Annotated in this window: 16 protein-coding genes; 14 read left to right on the plus strand and 2 right to left on the minus strand. The window is 46.8% G+C overall.

Going from position 1 to position 15,738, the window contains the following annotated elements:
• The first annotated feature begins 124 nt into the window (after positions 1-124).
• From ffh to lepB, 8 genes are read left to right on the plus strand one after another with little or no spacing between them, the layout of a single operon-like run.
• Positions 125-1,426: a signal recognition particle protein gene (ffh, locus tag CTN_RS05710; protein WP_015919639.1), complete on the plus strand. Its 1,302-nt coding sequence runs from the start codon at positions 125-127 to the stop codon at positions 1,424-1,426.
• Positions 1,427-1,439: 13 nt separating this feature from the next.
• On the plus strand, positions 1,440-1,727 hold the full coding sequence (gene rpsP / locus CTN_RS05715) for a 30S ribosomal protein S16 (RefSeq protein WP_015919640.1): 288 nt from the start codon (positions 1,440-1,442) through the stop codon (positions 1,725-1,727).
• Complete coding sequence (locus tag CTN_RS05720) at positions 1,724-1,951, plus strand: KH domain-containing protein (protein WP_015919641.1); 228 nt, start codon at positions 1,724-1,726, stop codon at positions 1,949-1,951. Before rpsP ends, CTN_RS05720 begins: the two co-directional genes overlap by 4 nt.
• Positions 1,952-1,955: 4 nt before the next feature.
• Complete coding sequence (rimM, locus tag CTN_RS05725) at positions 1,956-2,486, plus strand: ribosome maturation factor RimM (protein ID WP_015919642.1); 531 nt, start codon at positions 1,956-1,958, stop codon at positions 2,484-2,486.
• Positions 2,486-3,223: a tRNA (guanosine(37)-N1)-methyltransferase TrmD gene (gene trmD / locus CTN_RS05730; RefSeq protein WP_038067605.1), complete on the plus strand. Its 738-nt coding sequence runs from the start codon at positions 2,486-2,488 to the stop codon at positions 3,221-3,223. The genes rimM and trmD overlap by 1 nt, the downstream gene beginning before the upstream one ends.
• Entirely contained in the window at positions 3,217-3,795 is a 579-nt protein-coding gene (locus tag CTN_RS05735) for an RNA methyltransferase (RefSeq protein WP_015919644.1), read from the plus strand. Before trmD ends, CTN_RS05735 begins: the two co-directional genes overlap by 7 nt.
• Positions 3,796-3,804: 9 nt before the next feature.
• Positions 3,805-4,152 carry a 50S ribosomal protein L19 gene (gene rplS, locus CTN_RS05740; protein WP_081434654.1) on the plus strand — a complete coding sequence of 116 codons (348 nt, stop codon included), beginning with the start codon at positions 3,805-3,807 and terminating at the stop codon, positions 4,150-4,152.
• Positions 4,152-5,072 (plus strand): signal peptidase I, encoded by a 921-nt coding sequence (lepB, locus tag CTN_RS05745; protein ID WP_038067608.1) that lies wholly within the window; start codon positions 4,152-4,154, stop codon positions 5,070-5,072. The genes rplS and lepB overlap by 1 nt, the downstream gene beginning before the upstream one ends.
• Here the strand turns inward: lepB and CTN_RS05750 are convergent, their stop codons facing one another.
• Positions 5,073-6,884: an outer membrane protein assembly factor BamB family protein gene (locus tag CTN_RS05750; protein ID WP_038067611.1), complete on the minus strand. Its 1,812-nt coding sequence runs from the start codon at positions 6,882-6,884 to the stop codon at positions 5,073-5,075.
• A gap of 74 nt (positions 6,885-6,958) precedes the next feature.
• Here CTN_RS05750 and truA point away from each other — a divergent pair, with 74 nt between their 5' ends.
• The 6 genes from truA to prfB all read left to right on the plus strand — a co-directional run bounded on the left by truA (position 6,959) and on the right by prfB (position 14,747).
• Positions 6,959-7,696, plus strand: a complete 738-nt coding sequence (gene truA, locus CTN_RS05755; RefSeq protein WP_015919648.1) for a tRNA pseudouridine(38-40) synthase TruA — start codon at positions 6,959-6,961, stop codon at positions 7,694-7,696.
• Positions 7,696-9,012, plus strand: a complete 1,317-nt coding sequence (locus tag CTN_RS05760) for a PQQ-binding-like beta-propeller repeat protein (protein ID WP_231556045.1) — start codon at positions 7,696-7,698, stop codon at positions 9,010-9,012. Before truA ends, CTN_RS05760 begins: the two co-directional genes overlap by 1 nt.
• A complete protein-coding gene (locus CTN_RS05765) occupies positions 8,991-9,794 on the plus strand; it encodes a TlyA family RNA methyltransferase (protein WP_015919650.1) in 804 nt (267 codons plus the stop codon). Before CTN_RS05760 ends, CTN_RS05765 begins: the two co-directional genes overlap by 22 nt.
• Positions 9,791-11,020, plus strand: coding sequence for a hypothetical protein (locus CTN_RS05770; RefSeq protein WP_015919651.1), 1,230 nt, complete (start codon positions 9,791-9,793; stop codon positions 11,018-11,020). The genes CTN_RS05765 and CTN_RS05770 overlap by 4 nt, the downstream gene beginning before the upstream one ends.
• A gap of 1 nt (position 11,021) precedes the next feature.
• Positions 11,022-13,637, plus strand: a complete 2,616-nt coding sequence (gene secA / locus CTN_RS05775) for a preprotein translocase subunit SecA (RefSeq protein WP_015919652.1) — start codon at positions 11,022-11,024, stop codon at positions 13,635-13,637.
• A 5-nt stretch (positions 13,638-13,642) separates the two neighbouring features.
• Positions 13,643-14,747, plus strand: a protein-coding gene (gene prfB / locus CTN_RS05780; RefSeq protein ID WP_161595588.1) for a peptide chain release factor 2 whose coding sequence is annotated in 2 segments (ribosomal slippage) — positions 13,643-14,080 and positions 14,082-14,747 — 1,104 coding nt in all. Because the reading frame shifts where the segments join, the coding sequence is not laid out codon by codon here.
• Here prfB and CTN_RS05785 read toward each other — a convergent pair.
• A complete protein-coding gene (locus tag CTN_RS05785) occupies positions 14,739-15,722 on the minus strand; it encodes a helix-turn-helix domain-containing protein (protein ID WP_015919655.1) in 984 nt (327 codons plus the stop codon). The genes prfB and CTN_RS05785 overlap by 9 nt on opposite strands.
• Positions 15,723-15,738: the final 16 nt, after the last annotated feature.

Raw genomic sequence — 15,738 nt, forward strand, 5'->3', positions numbered from 1 at the left:
AAGTTAAACCACCGAGTCTTTGAAATCGTTTTGTAACAATGATTAAGTCACTCCTTAGGCAATCGGAAAACTGTCATTAATGAGAAGCGTCTAATATCAGAGAAGGCGCTCTGGAGGTGTTTGGATGTTCGAAAATCTTCAGGAAAAACTGTCCAGGGTTTTCAAAAACCTTTCTGGACGCGGAAAGATAACTGAAAAAAACGTAAAAGATGCCGTCAGGGAAGTGAAACTTTCCCTGCTGGAAGCTGATGTCAACTACAAAGTTGTGAAGGAGTTCGTTGATCACGTTTTACAGAAGGCACTCGGTGAAGAGGTACTCAAGAGCCTGACACCGGATCAGCAGTTCATAAAGATCGTAAGGGACGAGCTGATCAAGATAATGGGCGAAAAGAACGAACCTCTGAGATTGATTCACAGACCCGCTCCCATAATGATGGTGGGACTTCAGGGGAGCGGAAAAACTACGACATGTGCAAAGCTCGCAAAACTTCTCAAAAAAGAAGGGAGAAACCCTCTGCTCGTTGCGGCCGACCTTTACAGACCCGCGGCGGTGGATCAGCTCGTGAAACTCGGAAACCAGATAGGGGTGAACGTAGTCCACGATTACAACAAGTCACCTGTTGAGATAGTAAAAGAGGGTATTCAGGAGGCAGAAAGAACGGGAAAAGACGTTCTCATAGTCGATACGGCAGGACGCCTTCACATAGATGAGGATATGATGAGAGAACTTGAAGAGATAAAGGCCATTCTCAATCCCGATGAGATTCTGCTCGTCGTGGATGCGATGATGGGACAGGATGCGGTCAACACTGCAAAGGTCTTCGATGAAAGGCTCGACCTTACAGGGTTTGTTGTGACGAAGATGGACGGAGACGCAAGGGGCGGGGTGATCCTGTCCATAAAGTACGTAACGGGAAAACCTGTCAAATTCATAGGAACGAGCGAAAAACTCGACGGGCTGGAACCCTTCCACCCGGACAGGATCGCAAACAGAATCCTCGGCATGGGAGACGTTCTTTCCCTGATCGAGAAGGTGGAGAGGGAACTCGACCAGGAAAAGATGAAAAAGAGTGCCGAAAAGTTCTTGAAAGCAGAGTTCACCCTGGAGGACTTCAAAGAACAGCTTCAGGAGATGAAAAAATTGGGACCACTCTCTTCCATCCTGGAGATGCTCCCGGGCGCTCCTAAGGTGGACGTCGAAATGAGCGAAAAAGAACTGAAAAAGATAGAAGCCATCATAAATTCTATGACCATAGAAGAAAGAAGAAATCCACGGATAATAGATGCAAGCCGGAAAAGAAGGATCGCCCGCGGAAGTGGCACCACCGTCCAGGATGTGAACAAACTTCTCAAAAGTTATGAACAGATGAAAGTTCTCATGAAGAGAATGAAGAAAGGGAAATTCAAAATACCATTTGGGTTCTGAGGAGGTGTAGGTTGTGGTCAGGATAAGACTCACGAGAATGGGAAAGAGGAAGCAGCCCTTTTACAGAATAGTGGTTGTGGACAGCAGGAAGAGAAGAGATGGTGCGTACATTGAATCTCTCGGCTACTACAACCCCCTGAAAGAAGGGGAGATAAAGATCGATGTCGAAAGGGCCGTGGACTGGATATTGAAAGGAGCCCAGCCAAGTGACACCGTGAGGGATATTTTCAAAAAGTTCGGTGTTATGAAGAGGGTACATGAAATAAAGTACGGAAAGAAGGAGGAGGCAACCTCTGAATGAAAGAACTCGTTGAAAAGATCCTTCGGGGGATAGTGAAACATCCCGAAGAAGTGGTGGTTGTTGAGTTCGACGAAGAAGGGAAAAAGGTGTACGAGATAGTGGTGAACGAAGAAGACGTTGGACAGGTCATAGGAAAAGATGGAAGGACCATAAAGTCTTTGAAGATTCTGTTAAGTGCTCTCCTGGGTGACTCCAAGGGGATCACCATCAGGGTGGTCAGGTGAAAGCATGATAAAGACCGTTCAGGACCTGATCAACGAAAGAATTGCCGTTGGAAAGGTTGTCAACACTCATGGATTGAAGGGAGAGGTTAAGTTCTTCCCCTACACGAACTCGGAAGAGATTGTGAAGAACCTCTCCAGCGTCGTGCTTTACAACAGGGAAAAGAAGGTCTTCTACAACCTATCCGTCGAGTCCGTGAGGAGAATGAACAAGCTTTTCCTGATCAAATTTGAAACGATCGACACAGTGGAGGCAGCAGAGAAGATAAAAGGGTGTGAAGTCTTCATAAAGTACGAAGAACTACCTCCCCTTCAAAACGATGAGTACTACTTCTACGAAATACTGGGATGCGAGGTTTACTACGAATCTGGAGAGTGTGTTGGAAAGGTCGTCGACATAATCGAGACAGGATCGAACGACGTCCTCGTGGTCAAAAAGAAGAACAGGGAAACGCTGATTCCCATGATAAAAGACTGTGTCGTTGAAATCAAAAAGCCTGAAAAGAAGATCGTGGTTAAGGAACTGGAGTGGATCTGATGAGGATCACCATAGTGACCATATTTCCGGAAATGGTCGAGGTTGTGAAGAAATACGGCGTCATTGCCCGTGCGGTTGAAAGAGGCATCGTGGAAATAAACGTGGAAAATCTGAGGGACTACACCACCGACAGGCACAGAACGGTGGATGACTATCAGTACGGCGGCGGATACGGTATGGTCATGAAGCCCGAGCCGTTCTTCAGATTCTACGAAAACTATGTTGAAAAACACGGAAAACCGTACGTGATCTTAACAAGCCCCCAGGGCAGGATTTTCAACTACAGGATAGCCGAGGAACTTTCGAAGAAAGATGACATCGTGATATTCTGTGGCAGGTACGAAGGAATAGACGAGAGAGTGATGAGCATAGTCGATGATGAGATATCCATAGGAGACTACATACTCACCGGTGGAGAGCTTCCAGCGATGGTGATAACGGATGCCGTTGTAAGACTCGTACCCGGTGTTGTAGAGAGAGAATCTGTGGAGAGAGAGTCGTTCCATCAGGGGCTTCTCGATCATCCCGTCTACACCAGACCGTACGAGTACAGAGGCATGAAAGTCCCAGAAGTGCTGCTTTCTGGAGATCACCAGAAGGTGGAACTTTGGAGAAGGAAAGAGAGCATCAAAAAAACCATAATGAAAAGGCCCGATCTTTTTCTGTCAAAAGAACTGGACGAACTCGATAAACTGGCTATAATAGAGTTGTTCAGGGAGTTGATGGAGAAGTGTTAGAAAAGGTGTATGTGGCTCTCATCCATTACCCCATAAAGGGAAAGGACGGCAGCATCATATCGACCGCAGTGACGAACCTCGACGTTCACGACATAGCAAGGACCGCAAGAACGTACAATCTGAAGGGTTATTACATAGTGACCAACCTCAAGGCTCAGCAGGACATGGTCTCCAAGATGCTGAAGTTCTGGAGAGAGGGCTTTGGAAGCCGGTACAATCCATCCCGTGCAGAGTCTTTGAAACTGGTGAAACTGAAACCCTATCTGGAAGATGTTCTGGAAGATATAGAAAAGATCGAAGGGGAAAAACCTCTGATATTCTTCACTTCTGCAAAGAAACGAGAAGGTGACATGTCCTTTGAAGAGGGAAGAAGGATCATAATGGAGACAGATCGGCCTGTTCTCATACTCCTCGGTACGGGATGGGGACTTCCCGATGAGATCCTTGTGATTTCGGATTACATTCTTGAGCCCATAAGGGCGGGATCTGATTTCAATCATCTGTCCGTCAGGGCGGCGGCAGCTATAATAATCGATAGACTGATAGGAGAAAATTACGTGAGGAGGGATTGAAAGATGAGCATGGACCATCTTGTAAGGATCATCGAAAAAAAATACGAAAAGAAAGAGATCCCGGACTTCAGACCGGGTGACACGGTGAGAGTGCACGTGAAGGTGATCGAAGGTGACAGAGAAAGAACACAGGTTTTCGAAGGAATCGTTATTGCCAAGAGGGGATCTGGAATAAACAGAACGTTCACCGTGAGAAGAATAGGAAGCCATGGTGTTGGAGTGGAAAGGATCTTCCCATTTCACTCACCCGTTGTAGAAAAGATAGAGGTTGTGAGGAAAGGTAAAGTGAGAAGGGCAAAACTCTACTACCTCAGGGATGTCAAGGGTAAGATCAGGATCAAGGAGCGCAGGGATTGATGAACCTGAAAAAAGAATCCGTAGAATGGATCAAAGCGCTGCTTTATGCACTCGTTGCCGCAACGATCGTGAGACTGTACATATTCGAAACCATGCTGGTGCCGACGGGATCGATGATACCAACGATCCAGATTGGTGATCGTCTCTTCGTGGAGAAGATCACCTACACCGTTCGAGAACCACAGATAGGAGAAATCGTTGTGTTCTGGTCACCTTTCGTTGATGAACGTGCAAGTCACATGCTCCGCCTCTTTGACAAATTCATGGATCTTTTTTCTCCGGCGATGTTCAGAGGCCACGTCAAGTACGTGAAGCGCCTGGTCGGAAAAGGTGGAGATGTTCTGGAGATAAAGGACGGAAAACTCTACGTCAACGGAAAAATCCCTGATGCTTTGAAAGACAGATACTACGAGCCAGAAGGGATCTTCAAGTACGAAGACTTCTACGAGTGGCTCTACACCGCAAGTAAATTGAGAAAGGACAAGGAAGCATACAGGAATTTCATATACGATCTCGCAAGAGAACACGGAAGAACAGCGGCTGTGCTGGTGTTTTCCCTCATCGGGGAGGAGGGTTTGAAGTACGGTGAACCGTTCCTCCCCGGTTTGCTGAATTACTTCGATCCTTCGATGGTTTACTACGACGAGAAAACCCAGACCTACTACATTCCCGGAATGATCTACCATGAGTTCTACGAGGAGTACTATTCCAAGCTGGATCTCAAGAAATACATCGAGAAAACAGAAGACGGTACGGTGAGGATAAGAGTTCCGGAGGGTTTCTACTTTTTGATGGGTGACAACACGAAAGAGAGTCTGGACTGCAGATATTTCGGTTTTGTTCCAAAAGATCACATCATTGGTTGGCCCATCCTGAGAATTTGGCCGCTTGACAGGTTTGGGCCCATTCAAAAGTACTGATCACGGGTGAGCTGAATCGAAGAAGCAGTAGACGGTTCCATCCCGTGTGGCGACGATCACACGTTCTTCTCCAATGGCTGGCTCAGCGATGGTTTCTCCCACTTTTCTTTCCCATCTCTTCTGACCGTCGATCGTGTAGGAAAAGAGAGTTCCGTTTGAGACGAAGAACAGAAACCCTTCCTTTGAAACAGCAACGGGGGATGGAGACTCTGCGAAGACTACATCCTTCACGTTGCCCTGAAAGTCAACAAGGTATATCCCATCGCTGCCGTTTATGATCAGAAGATCTTTGTAGACAGAGAGTGTGGAGTTGAGGGTCAGAGGAAGTTCCTTCTTCCAGATCACACTTCCGTTCAATCTGTCAAAGCAGAACAGCCACCCGGAGTTGCTTCCGACAAATACGTATTTTCCAACAACAACGGGTTTTGTCGTCAGAAGGTATCCAGTCTTCGTCTTCCATTTTAAGGAACCGTTTGGATAGAGAGAGTAGAGATTTTTCAGTGTTCCAAAGTAGACGGTGCCGTTTTCATCAACGGTGACCCCCGTGGACACCCATTCGTCATCTTTGAACTGCCAGAGCGTTTCAGAACCGTGATCGATCAGATACACCCTTCCTCCATCGGTTGCAAGATAGACTCCATACGAATTCACCTCGAACGGTTTTGAGACGTCCGATTCCAGTTCTACTTTCCAGACCAGATTCCCATTCTCTGAAATCGCGTACAGGAAGTTGTCCCAGCTCGTCACGTAGACTCTATCCAGATAAACCTTCGGGGGTGCTGTTACCACAAAGCCCGTTCTGTATTCCCACAATCTTGTTCCGTTCAGTGACATCGCATGTACAACCCCTTCGACATCCGCCACAAGAACGAGTTTGTCGCTGACGGCAGGAGATGCTCTCACCTCAGAGCCCAGATTCCTCTTCCAGAGAAGTTCACCCGCTGTGATCACTCTCTTCTCGGGTGAAAGGACCAGAAACACCCGCTGAGCCACACCCAGTCTTTTCATCGAAAGTGTTGAATCCATTCTGTAGAGGATATTTCCCGAAGTGAAAAAGATCGATCCATCTGTTTTCACAAACGAAGAGACTCCAACGTTGTACTCTTTAACCACCTCTGGTGTGTTCAGCTTTTCTGTATCCATGATGATCGTTCTGTTCTCAGAAGAAACAAAAAGGAAGTTTTCCAGCCACTCCACACTTTTTGCGTTTTCAACTCCGGTGAAGAACACTATCTTCGGTGCAAGGACGTTTTCCAAATCGACGAGAAAGAGAGTTCCATCTTTCGTGATTCCAGCGAGTACCTTTCTTTTTGCGTTCACGGAGATATCGACAACAGCAGAAGGTGCTTCTATCTTCCAGGTTTCCTCTCTGTTTTTCACAAGGGAGACGTACTTTCCGTAACTCACTATCAGTTCGTCTTCAAATGTTTCCACATCCACCGGATCTTCGGGCAGGTCTACAGCGGTGTAGCTGAATGTGACGGGATCCAGCAGAAGGATCTTCTTTTTGGAGAGAAGTAGGAGGTTTTTTCCGCTCCATCTTATATCCTCCACCCACATCTGGGCCTTTCTGACGATCTCTTCTCTTTCCAGATCGTACTCTATCAGTTCTTTTCCACTCACAAAGTAGGCTTTGTTTGAGACCACGATACCCTTTGATGGCGAAAAGGGGAGCGTGAAACTGGAGATATCTTTCATCTCCTCGTTCTCGATCGTCACCAAAGATACCACGTTATCATGGATCACCATCAACTGGATGGAGAAAGAAAGTGTTGCCAGTACAGCGGAGAAAAGGACAAAAATCTTCCACATCGTTCTCAACTCCGGCTGTTAAAATATCATGGGTGGCCCGAATAAGAATATAGCACAGATCGAGGTGATAAGCGTTGAGAAGGGTAGCGGCAATCGTCGAGTACGACGGGAGCAACTTCTTCGGCTATCAGGGACAGCCAGACGTGCGAACCGTTCAGGGAGTTATAGAGGACGCTCTGGAAAGGATTTTCAAGCAAAGGATTTACACTCAGGCGGCGGGGAGAACGGATGCAGGTGTCCATGCGAACGGGCAGCTGATAGCTTTCAACTGCCCGAACGACAGGATGACCACGGAGGACATCAAAAATGCTATGAACGCAAACCTGCCGGATGATGTGTACGTGAAGAAAGTGTTCGAGGTACCGAAAAATTTCCATCCAAGGTTCGACGTCAAAAAAAGGATCTATCACTATTTCATACACACTTCCAGAGAAAAAAACGTTTTCCTCAGAAAGTATGCATGGTGGTTTCCCTATGAACTGGATCTTGAGGCGATGAGAAAAGCCGCAAAGTATCTGGAAGGAACGCATGACTTCACATCCTTCAAAACGGGAAGCGACGAGAGAGATCCGGTGAGAACGATCTACAGGATCAGGATATTGAGCCTTGGAAAAGACATGATACTCATCAGGGTTGAGGGAAGATCCTTCCTCAGGAGAATGGTGAGAAACATCGTTGCGGCTTTGGTGAAGGTCGGATTGAGACAGTGGGAACCGGAAAAGTTGAAGGAGGTGCTTGAGGCACGAGACAGAAGCGCAGCGGCTGGTACCGCACCTGCACATGGATTGTACTTTTACAAAGTGCTCTTTTGATGTTTGCATTCGACTACAGGATAGAAGAAAACGGTGTTCTCTACTTTCTTGGGGATGCCACTCCCACCGAAGTCGAACTGGAGATCGTCCAGGAGTGGAAAGATCTTCCGGTGGTGACACTCGTGTACGACGGGCCAGATGAGTACGAGGGTCTTGTGGAAAACCTCCTGTCACAGGATGGTGTGCTCACAGGTGTGGGAACGCCTTTGATAGTGAAACTGAGAGTTAAAGAAGATCTTGTTGCCTTTCAGGTCGTGTTCGAAGACAAAGAACTGGACAACTTCGAAAATCCGGTAACTTCAAATTTGTTTCCCGAGCAATTCAGAGAGACCGTGAGAAAGATCTTTCCCCAACTGGAGGTTCCGTCGAGGTTTTTCCTCATCGAGTACAGAGACGGAAAGTTCGAAAAGAAGATCGCTCAAACCCGTGATTTTCCAGGAAAGAAAGCCCCTGTGGTGATAATTCCTGTGTGGAAACAAAAACACGTTCTGGAGATAGGAAACTACAGAGAAGTTGTGGACGAAGGATTCTACCAGATAGGTGGAAAGACTATATACGTGGGAAGGGACATATCGTTGAAGAGTGTACCGGGACTGTACGAAGGGGTCGATATGGTCTTTCTGGATGGAGAGAAGGAGTACATCTACAAAGACGGATTCCTCAGAATGGAAGAGAAAGTTTTGAAGGTTCAAGAACCCGTGGATGTCGTCGATGGGAAGGTGATCACAGGATACAGGATAGGAGAGCAAGAGGTGGATGACACGGTACTCTTCAGATGGAACGACTTCGTTCTGACGGCTTCCGGTGTTCTGATTGGTATCAACGGCAGCTGGACATGGCAGGTCTCCAGAGCACCGGTGGAGTTTTCTTTTCGGGACGGCAGAATGTACATACTGGATGTTTGCGGATTTCTGAGAAGTTACGACTTGAAGACAAGACGCCTCCTCTGGGAGAGAAGGATCGAAGGTGCGTGGGGTCTTGATACATCCAGAGACAGGGTGTTCGTTGGTGCAGGAAGCAACGTGGTGGTTTTGAACGCAGAAGATGGAGAGACGATCGAAATACTGGAGGCGGACGATTTTGCGGTGTGGAAGGATGAACTTCTGATCTACAGAGACGGCAAGATAAACGGAGAAAGCGTTGGAGATGGCTTTTTCATCAGAAACTTTGGAACTCCTCTTTTTGTTTCAGAAGGCAAAGTTCTGTTCTTTGGATCAGTGAAAAAGATTTACAGGAATGTTGAAAAAATCCGGGTGTTTCAGTGGGGAACAGTCATAAAGGAAGGTAATGAACTATGGCTGATAAGAAGAGACTAGATCTGCTCGTTCTGGAAAGAGGCCTTGTGGAAAGTCGTGAAAAGGCAAAAGCTTTGATTCTGGCAGGAAAGATTCTGGTGAACGGCGAGAAAGTAACAAAAGCGAGCAAACTCGTTCCGGTGGACTCGCATTTGGAAGTTCTGGAAGAGCCCAGGTATGTGAGCAGGGGAGGATACAAACTCGAGTCTGCGTTCGAACGATTCAAAATAGACGTCTCGGGAAAGGTTGCATGTGACATAGGTGCTTCCACCGGCGGTTTCACTGATTTTCTCCTGAAAAACGGCGCCCGGAAGGTCTTTGCGGTTGACGTGGGATACGGCCAGCTCCACTGGAAGTTGAGGAACGACCCGAGAGTGGTGGTGATGGAGAGGGTGAACGCCAGATACCTGAAGTGGCAGGATCTGGGAGAAAGGGTCGATATCGTCACCTGTGATGTTTCGTTCATATCGGTGAAGAAGATCCTCCCTGCTATCTACGATATCCTGAAGGACCAGGGTGATGCGGTCATACTGGTGAAGCCTCAGTTTGAAGCGCCAAGAAAGTTCGTGAAGAAAGGAATCGTGAAGGATCCTGAGGTCCATGTGAAGGTGTTGATGGATGTACAGAAAAGCCTGATAGAAAACGGTTTTGTGGTAAAGGGTTGCTGTTTCTCCAAAATAAAGGGAGCGGATGGTAACATAGAGTTTTTCTTCTGGGTGGGAAAAGAGGGGAAAAGTCAAAACGTGGATTTCCAGAGAGTGGTGGAGGAGGCCTGGAAATTCTTCGGGGAGATGAAATCGTGAGGACACTTCTTTTTCTGATGATGATCACAACGGTGGTCTTTTCAGTGCCCGTTTTTCAGGATTACGATTACTTCATATGGTTTAGAGATACGGGTGAGTTTTACTCGATAGTAAAGCAACTTCCTCTCTTTGAATTTCTACTTTCGGAAAAAGGAGCTGGTTTTGAGCAGGCAGCGATCAAATGGGTTGAAAACCGTGCGGATCAACCGGAGAACTTTTTTCAGGCACTATCACAGGAGATCGTTGTCTGTGGAAAAGGCAACCTGGAGGATCTTTTCACCTTCGATATCAACAATCTTCTTTCTCTACCTTACAGGCTCAAAGAAGGTTTCATCGCCTTCAAAACAGACGTTCCACAAAAAATCGTGGAATCCTTTGCAAAACTGAATGCTGCGGAATTTTACGAAAATGATGACCTTTACATCATCGAAAGCGCTACCCCTCTTTACCTGAAAACACTCGGAGAGTATCTTGTGCTTTCAACAAGCAGAAGTTTGCTCGAAAAAGTACAGGACGAAGAAACGTCTTTTGAAAACGCCCCCCTCGTGGCACACGTGAAGAAACTGGAACTTTTCGGGAAAAAGGGCGAGGCATTTTTGAGTGCAAAAGCGAGCACTTCTCAGTTCACGATTGAGATCACACAGAGAGCAGAATCGTTTACAGTTTCAGAAGCCGAAGACATCGGTCAGCTGCCTTACTCCGGTGACCTCTACGCCTTCTCTGGTGCCCCGGAGATTTCAAGAGAACTTTTGAAAGAGATTTTCAGGGGAAGTGACTTCGAAGAGTTCTACCGAACGTTCATCGATGGAAGCATCATGCTTGCTTCGTCACTCTATGGAGCTTCTGAACTTGTTCTTTTCGTCCAGGACAAAAGTCTGAAAGACGTAGAGACCGATCTCATAAGTCGGGGAGCAGAAAGGCTCGGTGAAGAGTGGAGGCTTTCTGTTCAGAACGGTCTTCTTCATTTCTTTGAGTATCGTGGACACCTTGTCGTCTCTTCTATGAAGAAAACGGAGTTTCTCCAGGCTGTCAACAAAAGGAGACTTTCAAACCATCCCAGTTTCAGATTTCTGGAAAAACAGGTGCCAGAAAACGTGTTTCTGGAGATGTTCATAGACCTTGATTCTTTCCTGAACAAACTCCTCGGTTTTTCCCCAAATTCCAGTTTGCTTCTGATTGGATACGTGGAGGGTGAAACCATAAAGTGCAGATTGGAGGTAATGTGACATGTTGTTTTTTGACAAGAACAAGCGCATTTTGAAAAGGTACTCGAAGATCGTCGAAAAGATCAATCAGCTGGACCAGAGCATGAGAAAAAAGAGCAACGAAGAGATAGTTTCTCTGTCTTCTGAGTTAAAAGAGAGAGTAAACTCTCTCGAAGATGCAGACAGGAACCTTGTGGAGGCCTTTGCCCTTGTGAGGGAAGCGGCTCGAAGGACGCTTGGTATGAGACCTTTCGATGTTCAGGTGATGGGAGGAATTGCCCTTCACGAAGGAAAAGTGGCAGAAATGAAGACGGGAGAGGGGAAGACGCTCGCCGCCACCATGCCCGTGTACCTGAACGCCCTCATAGGAAAGGGTGTACACGTGGTCACCGTGAACGACTATCTTGCAAGAAGAGACGCCCTGTGGATGGGACCTGTGTACCTGCTTCTAGGGTTGAGAGTTGGGGTGATAAACTCCCTTGGGAAATCCTATGAAGTTGTCTGGAAGGACCCTTCACTGGTTGAGAAAGCGATAAAAGAAAACTGGAGCGTGTGGCCACAGGAGTTCGATGGGGAAATTCTAAAGGAAGAGCAGATGAACAAAGAGGCTCTGAACGCTTTTCAGGTGGAACTCAAAGAGATCTCAAGAAAAGAAGCCTACATGTGTGATGTGACTTACGGTACAAACAACGAGTTCGGGTTCGACTACCTGAGAGACAACCTCGTTCTGGACTACAACGACAAGGTCCAGAGAGGACACTTCTATGCCATAGTGGACGAGGCTGACAGCGTGTTGATAGACGAGGCAAGAACTCCCCTGATCATCTCCGGACCATCTAAAGAGAGTCCTTCCACCTACAGAAGATTCGCTCAAATTGCAAAGAAGTTCGTCAAAGACAAAGATTTCACGATCGATGAAAAGGCGAGAACGGTCATTTTGACCGAAGAGGGTGTGGCAAAGGCAGAAAAGATCATAGGTGTGGACAACCTCTATGAACCTGGGAACGTCTCCCTTCTGTACCACCTCATAAACGCCCTGAAAGCGCTACATCTCTTCAAAAAGGACGTCGATTACGTCGTCATGAACGGGGAAGTCATCATCGTCGATGAATTCACAGGAAGGCTCCTTCCCGGAAGACGCTACAGTGGGGGATTACACCAGGCCATAGAGGCAAAAGAAGGGGTTCCGATAAAGGAAGAATCCATAACGTACGCCACGATCACCTTCCAGAACTATTTCAGGATGTACGAAAAACTCGCGGGAATGACAGGAACCGCCAAGACGGAGGAAAACGAATTTGTTCAGGTTTACGGCATGGAGGTTGTGGTCATTCCAACGCACAGGCCCATGATAAGAAAGGACCACGATGATCTTGTTTTCAGAACACAGAAGGAAAAATACGAAAAGATCGTGGAGGAGATCGAAAAACGCTATAAAAAAGGTCAGCCAGTTCTTGTGGGTACTACTTCCATAGAAAAGAGCGAACTCCTCAGTTCCATGCTGAAAAAGAAGGGAATACCTCACCAGGTGCTGAATGCAAAGCACCACGAAAAGGAAGCAGAGATCGTTGCCAAAGCCGGACAGAAGGGCATGGTGACCATAGCGACCAACATGGCCGGAAGGGGAACGGATATAAAACTCGGTCCCGGTGTGGCGGAGCTCGGTGGCCTCTGTGTCATTGGAACAGAAAGGCACGAAAGCAGAAGGATAGACAACCAGCTCAGGGGTCGAGCCGGAAGGCAGGGAGATCCTGGAGAATCAATATTCTTCCTCTCGCTGGAAGACGACCTTCTGAGGATCTTCGGTGGAGAACAGATAGGAAAGGTGATGAAAATACTCAAGATAGAAGAAGGTCAGCCCATACAGCATCCCATGCTTTCAAAGCTCATAGAGAACATACAGAAGAAGGTGGAGGGAATAAACTTTTCCATAAGGAAATCCCTCATGGAGATGGACGAAGTCCTGGACAAACAGAGAAGCACCATATACTCTCTTCGAGATCAGATACTTCTGGAAAAAGACTACGATGAGTACCTGAAACAGATCTTCGAAGACGTTATCGGAACAAGGGTAGAGGAATTTTGCTCCGGCAAAAACTGGGATCTCGAAGGTCTGAAAAACTCTCTTTCGTTCCTTCCAAGAGATCTCTTCGAATTCGATGGAAGGCGTTTCGAATCGTCCGAAGAGCTCTACGAGTATCTTTTCAATAGAATGTGGGAGGAGTATCAGAAAAAGAGACAGGAAATAGGAGAAGAATACAGCAAAGTAATCAGGTTTTTAATGCTTCGAATCATCGACGAGCACTGGAGAAGATACCTTGAGGAAGTGGAACACGTCAGGGAAGCGGTTCAGTTGAGGGCGTATGGACAGAAAGATCCTATCGTCGAATTCAAAAAAGAAACGTACCTTATGTTCGATGAGATGATGAGAAGGATCAACGACACGATAGCCAATTATGTCCTGAGAGTGGTCAAGGTGACGGAAAAGGATGAAAAAGAAGCGAAAGAGGAACTTGGTAAAATAAGACTTGTACACGAGGAATTCAACCTTGTGAACAGGGCCATGAGAAGGGCCATGGAGAAAGGGAAGAAAAAAGGTGGTTCACATGGACTTGGTAAAATAAGAGTGAAGAGGTGATGAGAATGATCAGTTTTGAGACGAGAACGAAGATAGAGGAACTCGAAAAGAAGTTCAAAGATGTGCTTTCTATAGTAAACGAGGAGGAAGTCAACAGAGAACTGAAGGAACTCGAAAAGAAACTCTCTGATCCTTCCGTCTGGGACGATCAGAAAAAGGCCCGTGAGTACACACAGAAACTGAAGAGACTTAAGAACATCTCTGAGGATCTAAAGAGAGTAAGATCTCTCTTTGAAGATCTCGAGGTCGCAATAGAACTCTCAGAAGAAGATATGGATATGGTGAATCAGGTGGAGGAGATCGTTCAAGATCTGGAAAAGGCTGTGAAGAAGCTTGAACTGGAGATCATCCTGAACGGAAAGTATGATCCCAACAACGCCTATCTTTCCGTTCACCCGGGTGCAGGAGGGACCGAGTCTCAGGATTGGGCTCAGATGTTGCTCGAGGATGTACATGAGATGGGCAGAAAGGAAGGGCTTTGACGTTGAGATCGTAGAGTATCAGCCCGGTGAAGAAGCGGGTATAAAGGATGCAACGATTTTAATAAAAGGTGAGTACGCTTACGGATACCTGAAGCATGAGTCCGGTGTTCATCGACTGGTGAGAATATCGCCCTTCGATGCGGCAAGAAGAAGGCACACATCTTTTGCATCGGTGAACGTGATACCGGAGATAGAAGACGACGTCCATATCGAGATAAAACCAGAAGACCTGAAAATAGAAACCTTCAGAGCGTCTGGACACGGTGGCCAGCACGTGAACAAGACGGAGTCCGCTGTGAGAATCACACACATTCCAACGGGAATCGTTGTCACCTGTCAAAACGAAAGATCGCAGCATCAGAACAAACAAACAGCGTTGAAGATTTTGAAGGCAAGGCTGTATCAGCTGGAACTGGAAAAGAAGAGAAAGGAAATACAGGAGATCCAGGGAGAGCTGAAGGACATATCCTGGGGAAACCAGATCAGATCCTATGTCTTTCATCCGTACACGCTGGTAAAAGATCACAGAACGGGTGTGGAGACATCAAACGTCGATGCGGTGATGGACGGTGATATCGATATCTTCATAGAAGCAGAGCTCGTTTACTTTGCACGTCATTCATCCTAAACCGTATTTCTTTATCTTGTAGGACAGGGTTTTGTAATTCATGTTCAGGATTTCACAGGCTTTTTTTCGGTTGCCCTCGCTTTCTTCGAGGGCTTTTTCTATCATCTTTTTTTCCACGAACTCAACGACCGTTTCGACGAACTCTTTCAGGTCGATACCTTTTGTTCCCTTGAGATCGCTTACAACGCTCTTGACCTGTTCTGCAGGATCTTTCAGTGTGAGGATCTCGTACGTTTTCTCAAGGAACTCCTGCGTGTTTCCGGGCCAGTGGTAGCTCGTGAGCACCTTGACCAGCCCATCGTCGATTTTGAAGGTCTTTCCTTGAAGCTGGAGGGATCTGAGAACCCCGTCCAGCATGTAGGGAATGTCCATTCTTCTTTCCCTCAAAGGAGGAATTACAACGAATGGAATGTCGATCTTCGGTGGAAGGTTCATTCCCAGAATCACCTTTTTCCCAGAAAAACTTGGAGGTTGGAAATCTGGTGGTGCGTCGTCTATGAACACTGTGCTTGCTCCTGTGTTTATAGGAAGGTCTTCATGGTAGGTGAGTGAAAGGTAATTTCCACCCGTCACGAAATCAACGTACGCGTGTCTGTGAATACCCTTCTCGGAAACAAGAGCAAAGACAGGATAAGAGTTGTAGAATTTCTGTACCTGAAAGAGCGTCTCCTTTATTTTTGCTCCCTGAAGTTCCGGAGTGTACAGGAGAAGATTGTATTTCGTCCTCAGGGATTCGTAGTCTTTCTTGCTCACGACGTATTTCAAAGCCAGTTCCAGTTCCCTCAGCGTTTGAACGAACACCGTGTCATCCATTTCAAAGATCTTCTCGCCGAAGATCACATCCCACTTTTCGGCCAGAACTTTGTCTCTGTAATCCTCACCCTCGTAGAGATCCCAGTCCACATCGTGTGGAATCTTGGTTATCATATCTTTGAAGGCATCGACGATGTCTTTTCTCACGAGCACTTTCAGCACTCTCTCATCCCCATCG

Origin of the sequence: Thermotoga neapolitana DSM 4359, assembly GCF_000018945.1 — a bacterium.
GTDB lineage: Bacteria > Thermotogota > Thermotogae > Thermotogales > Thermotogaceae > Thermotoga > Thermotoga neapolitana.

What these genes read in the sequence shown, in the direction of transcription:
- CTN_RS05765 (WP_015919650.1), top strand. Translation starts at nt 8,991, where the DNA reads ATGGCTGATAAGAAGAGACTAGATCTGCTCGTTCTGGAAAGAGGCCTT.
- trmD (WP_038067605.1), top strand. Translation starts at nt 2,486, where the DNA reads ATGAGGATCACCATAGTGACCATATTTCCGGAAATGGTCGAGGTTGTG.
- lepB (WP_038067608.1), top strand. Translation starts at nt 4,152, where the DNA reads ATGAACCTGAAAAAAGAATCCGTAGAATGGATCAAAGCGCTGCTTTAT.
- secA (WP_015919652.1), top strand. Translation starts at nt 11,022, where the DNA reads ATGTTGTTTTTTGACAAGAACAAGCGCATTTTGAAAAGGTACTCGAAG.
- CTN_RS05720 (WP_015919641.1), top strand. Translation starts at nt 1,724, where the DNA reads ATGAAAGAACTCGTTGAAAAGATCCTTCGGGGGATAGTGAAACATCCC.
- rplS (WP_081434654.1), top strand. Translation starts at nt 3,805, where the DNA reads ATGGACCATCTTGTAAGGATCATCGAAAAAAAATACGAAAAGAAAGAG.
- rimM (WP_015919642.1), top strand. Translation starts at nt 1,956, where the DNA reads ATGATAAAGACCGTTCAGGACCTGATCAACGAAAGAATTGCCGTTGGA.
- CTN_RS05750 (WP_038067611.1), bottom strand. Translation starts at nt 6,884, where the DNA reads ATGTGGAAGATTTTTGTCCTTTTCTCCGCTGTACTGGCAACACTTTCT.
- CTN_RS05760 (WP_231556045.1), top strand. Translation starts at nt 7,696, where the DNA reads ATGTTTGCATTCGACTACAGGATAGAAGAAAACGGTGTTCTCTACTTT.
- ffh (WP_015919639.1), top strand. Translation starts at nt 125, where the DNA reads ATGTTCGAAAATCTTCAGGAAAAACTGTCCAGGGTTTTCAAAAACCTT.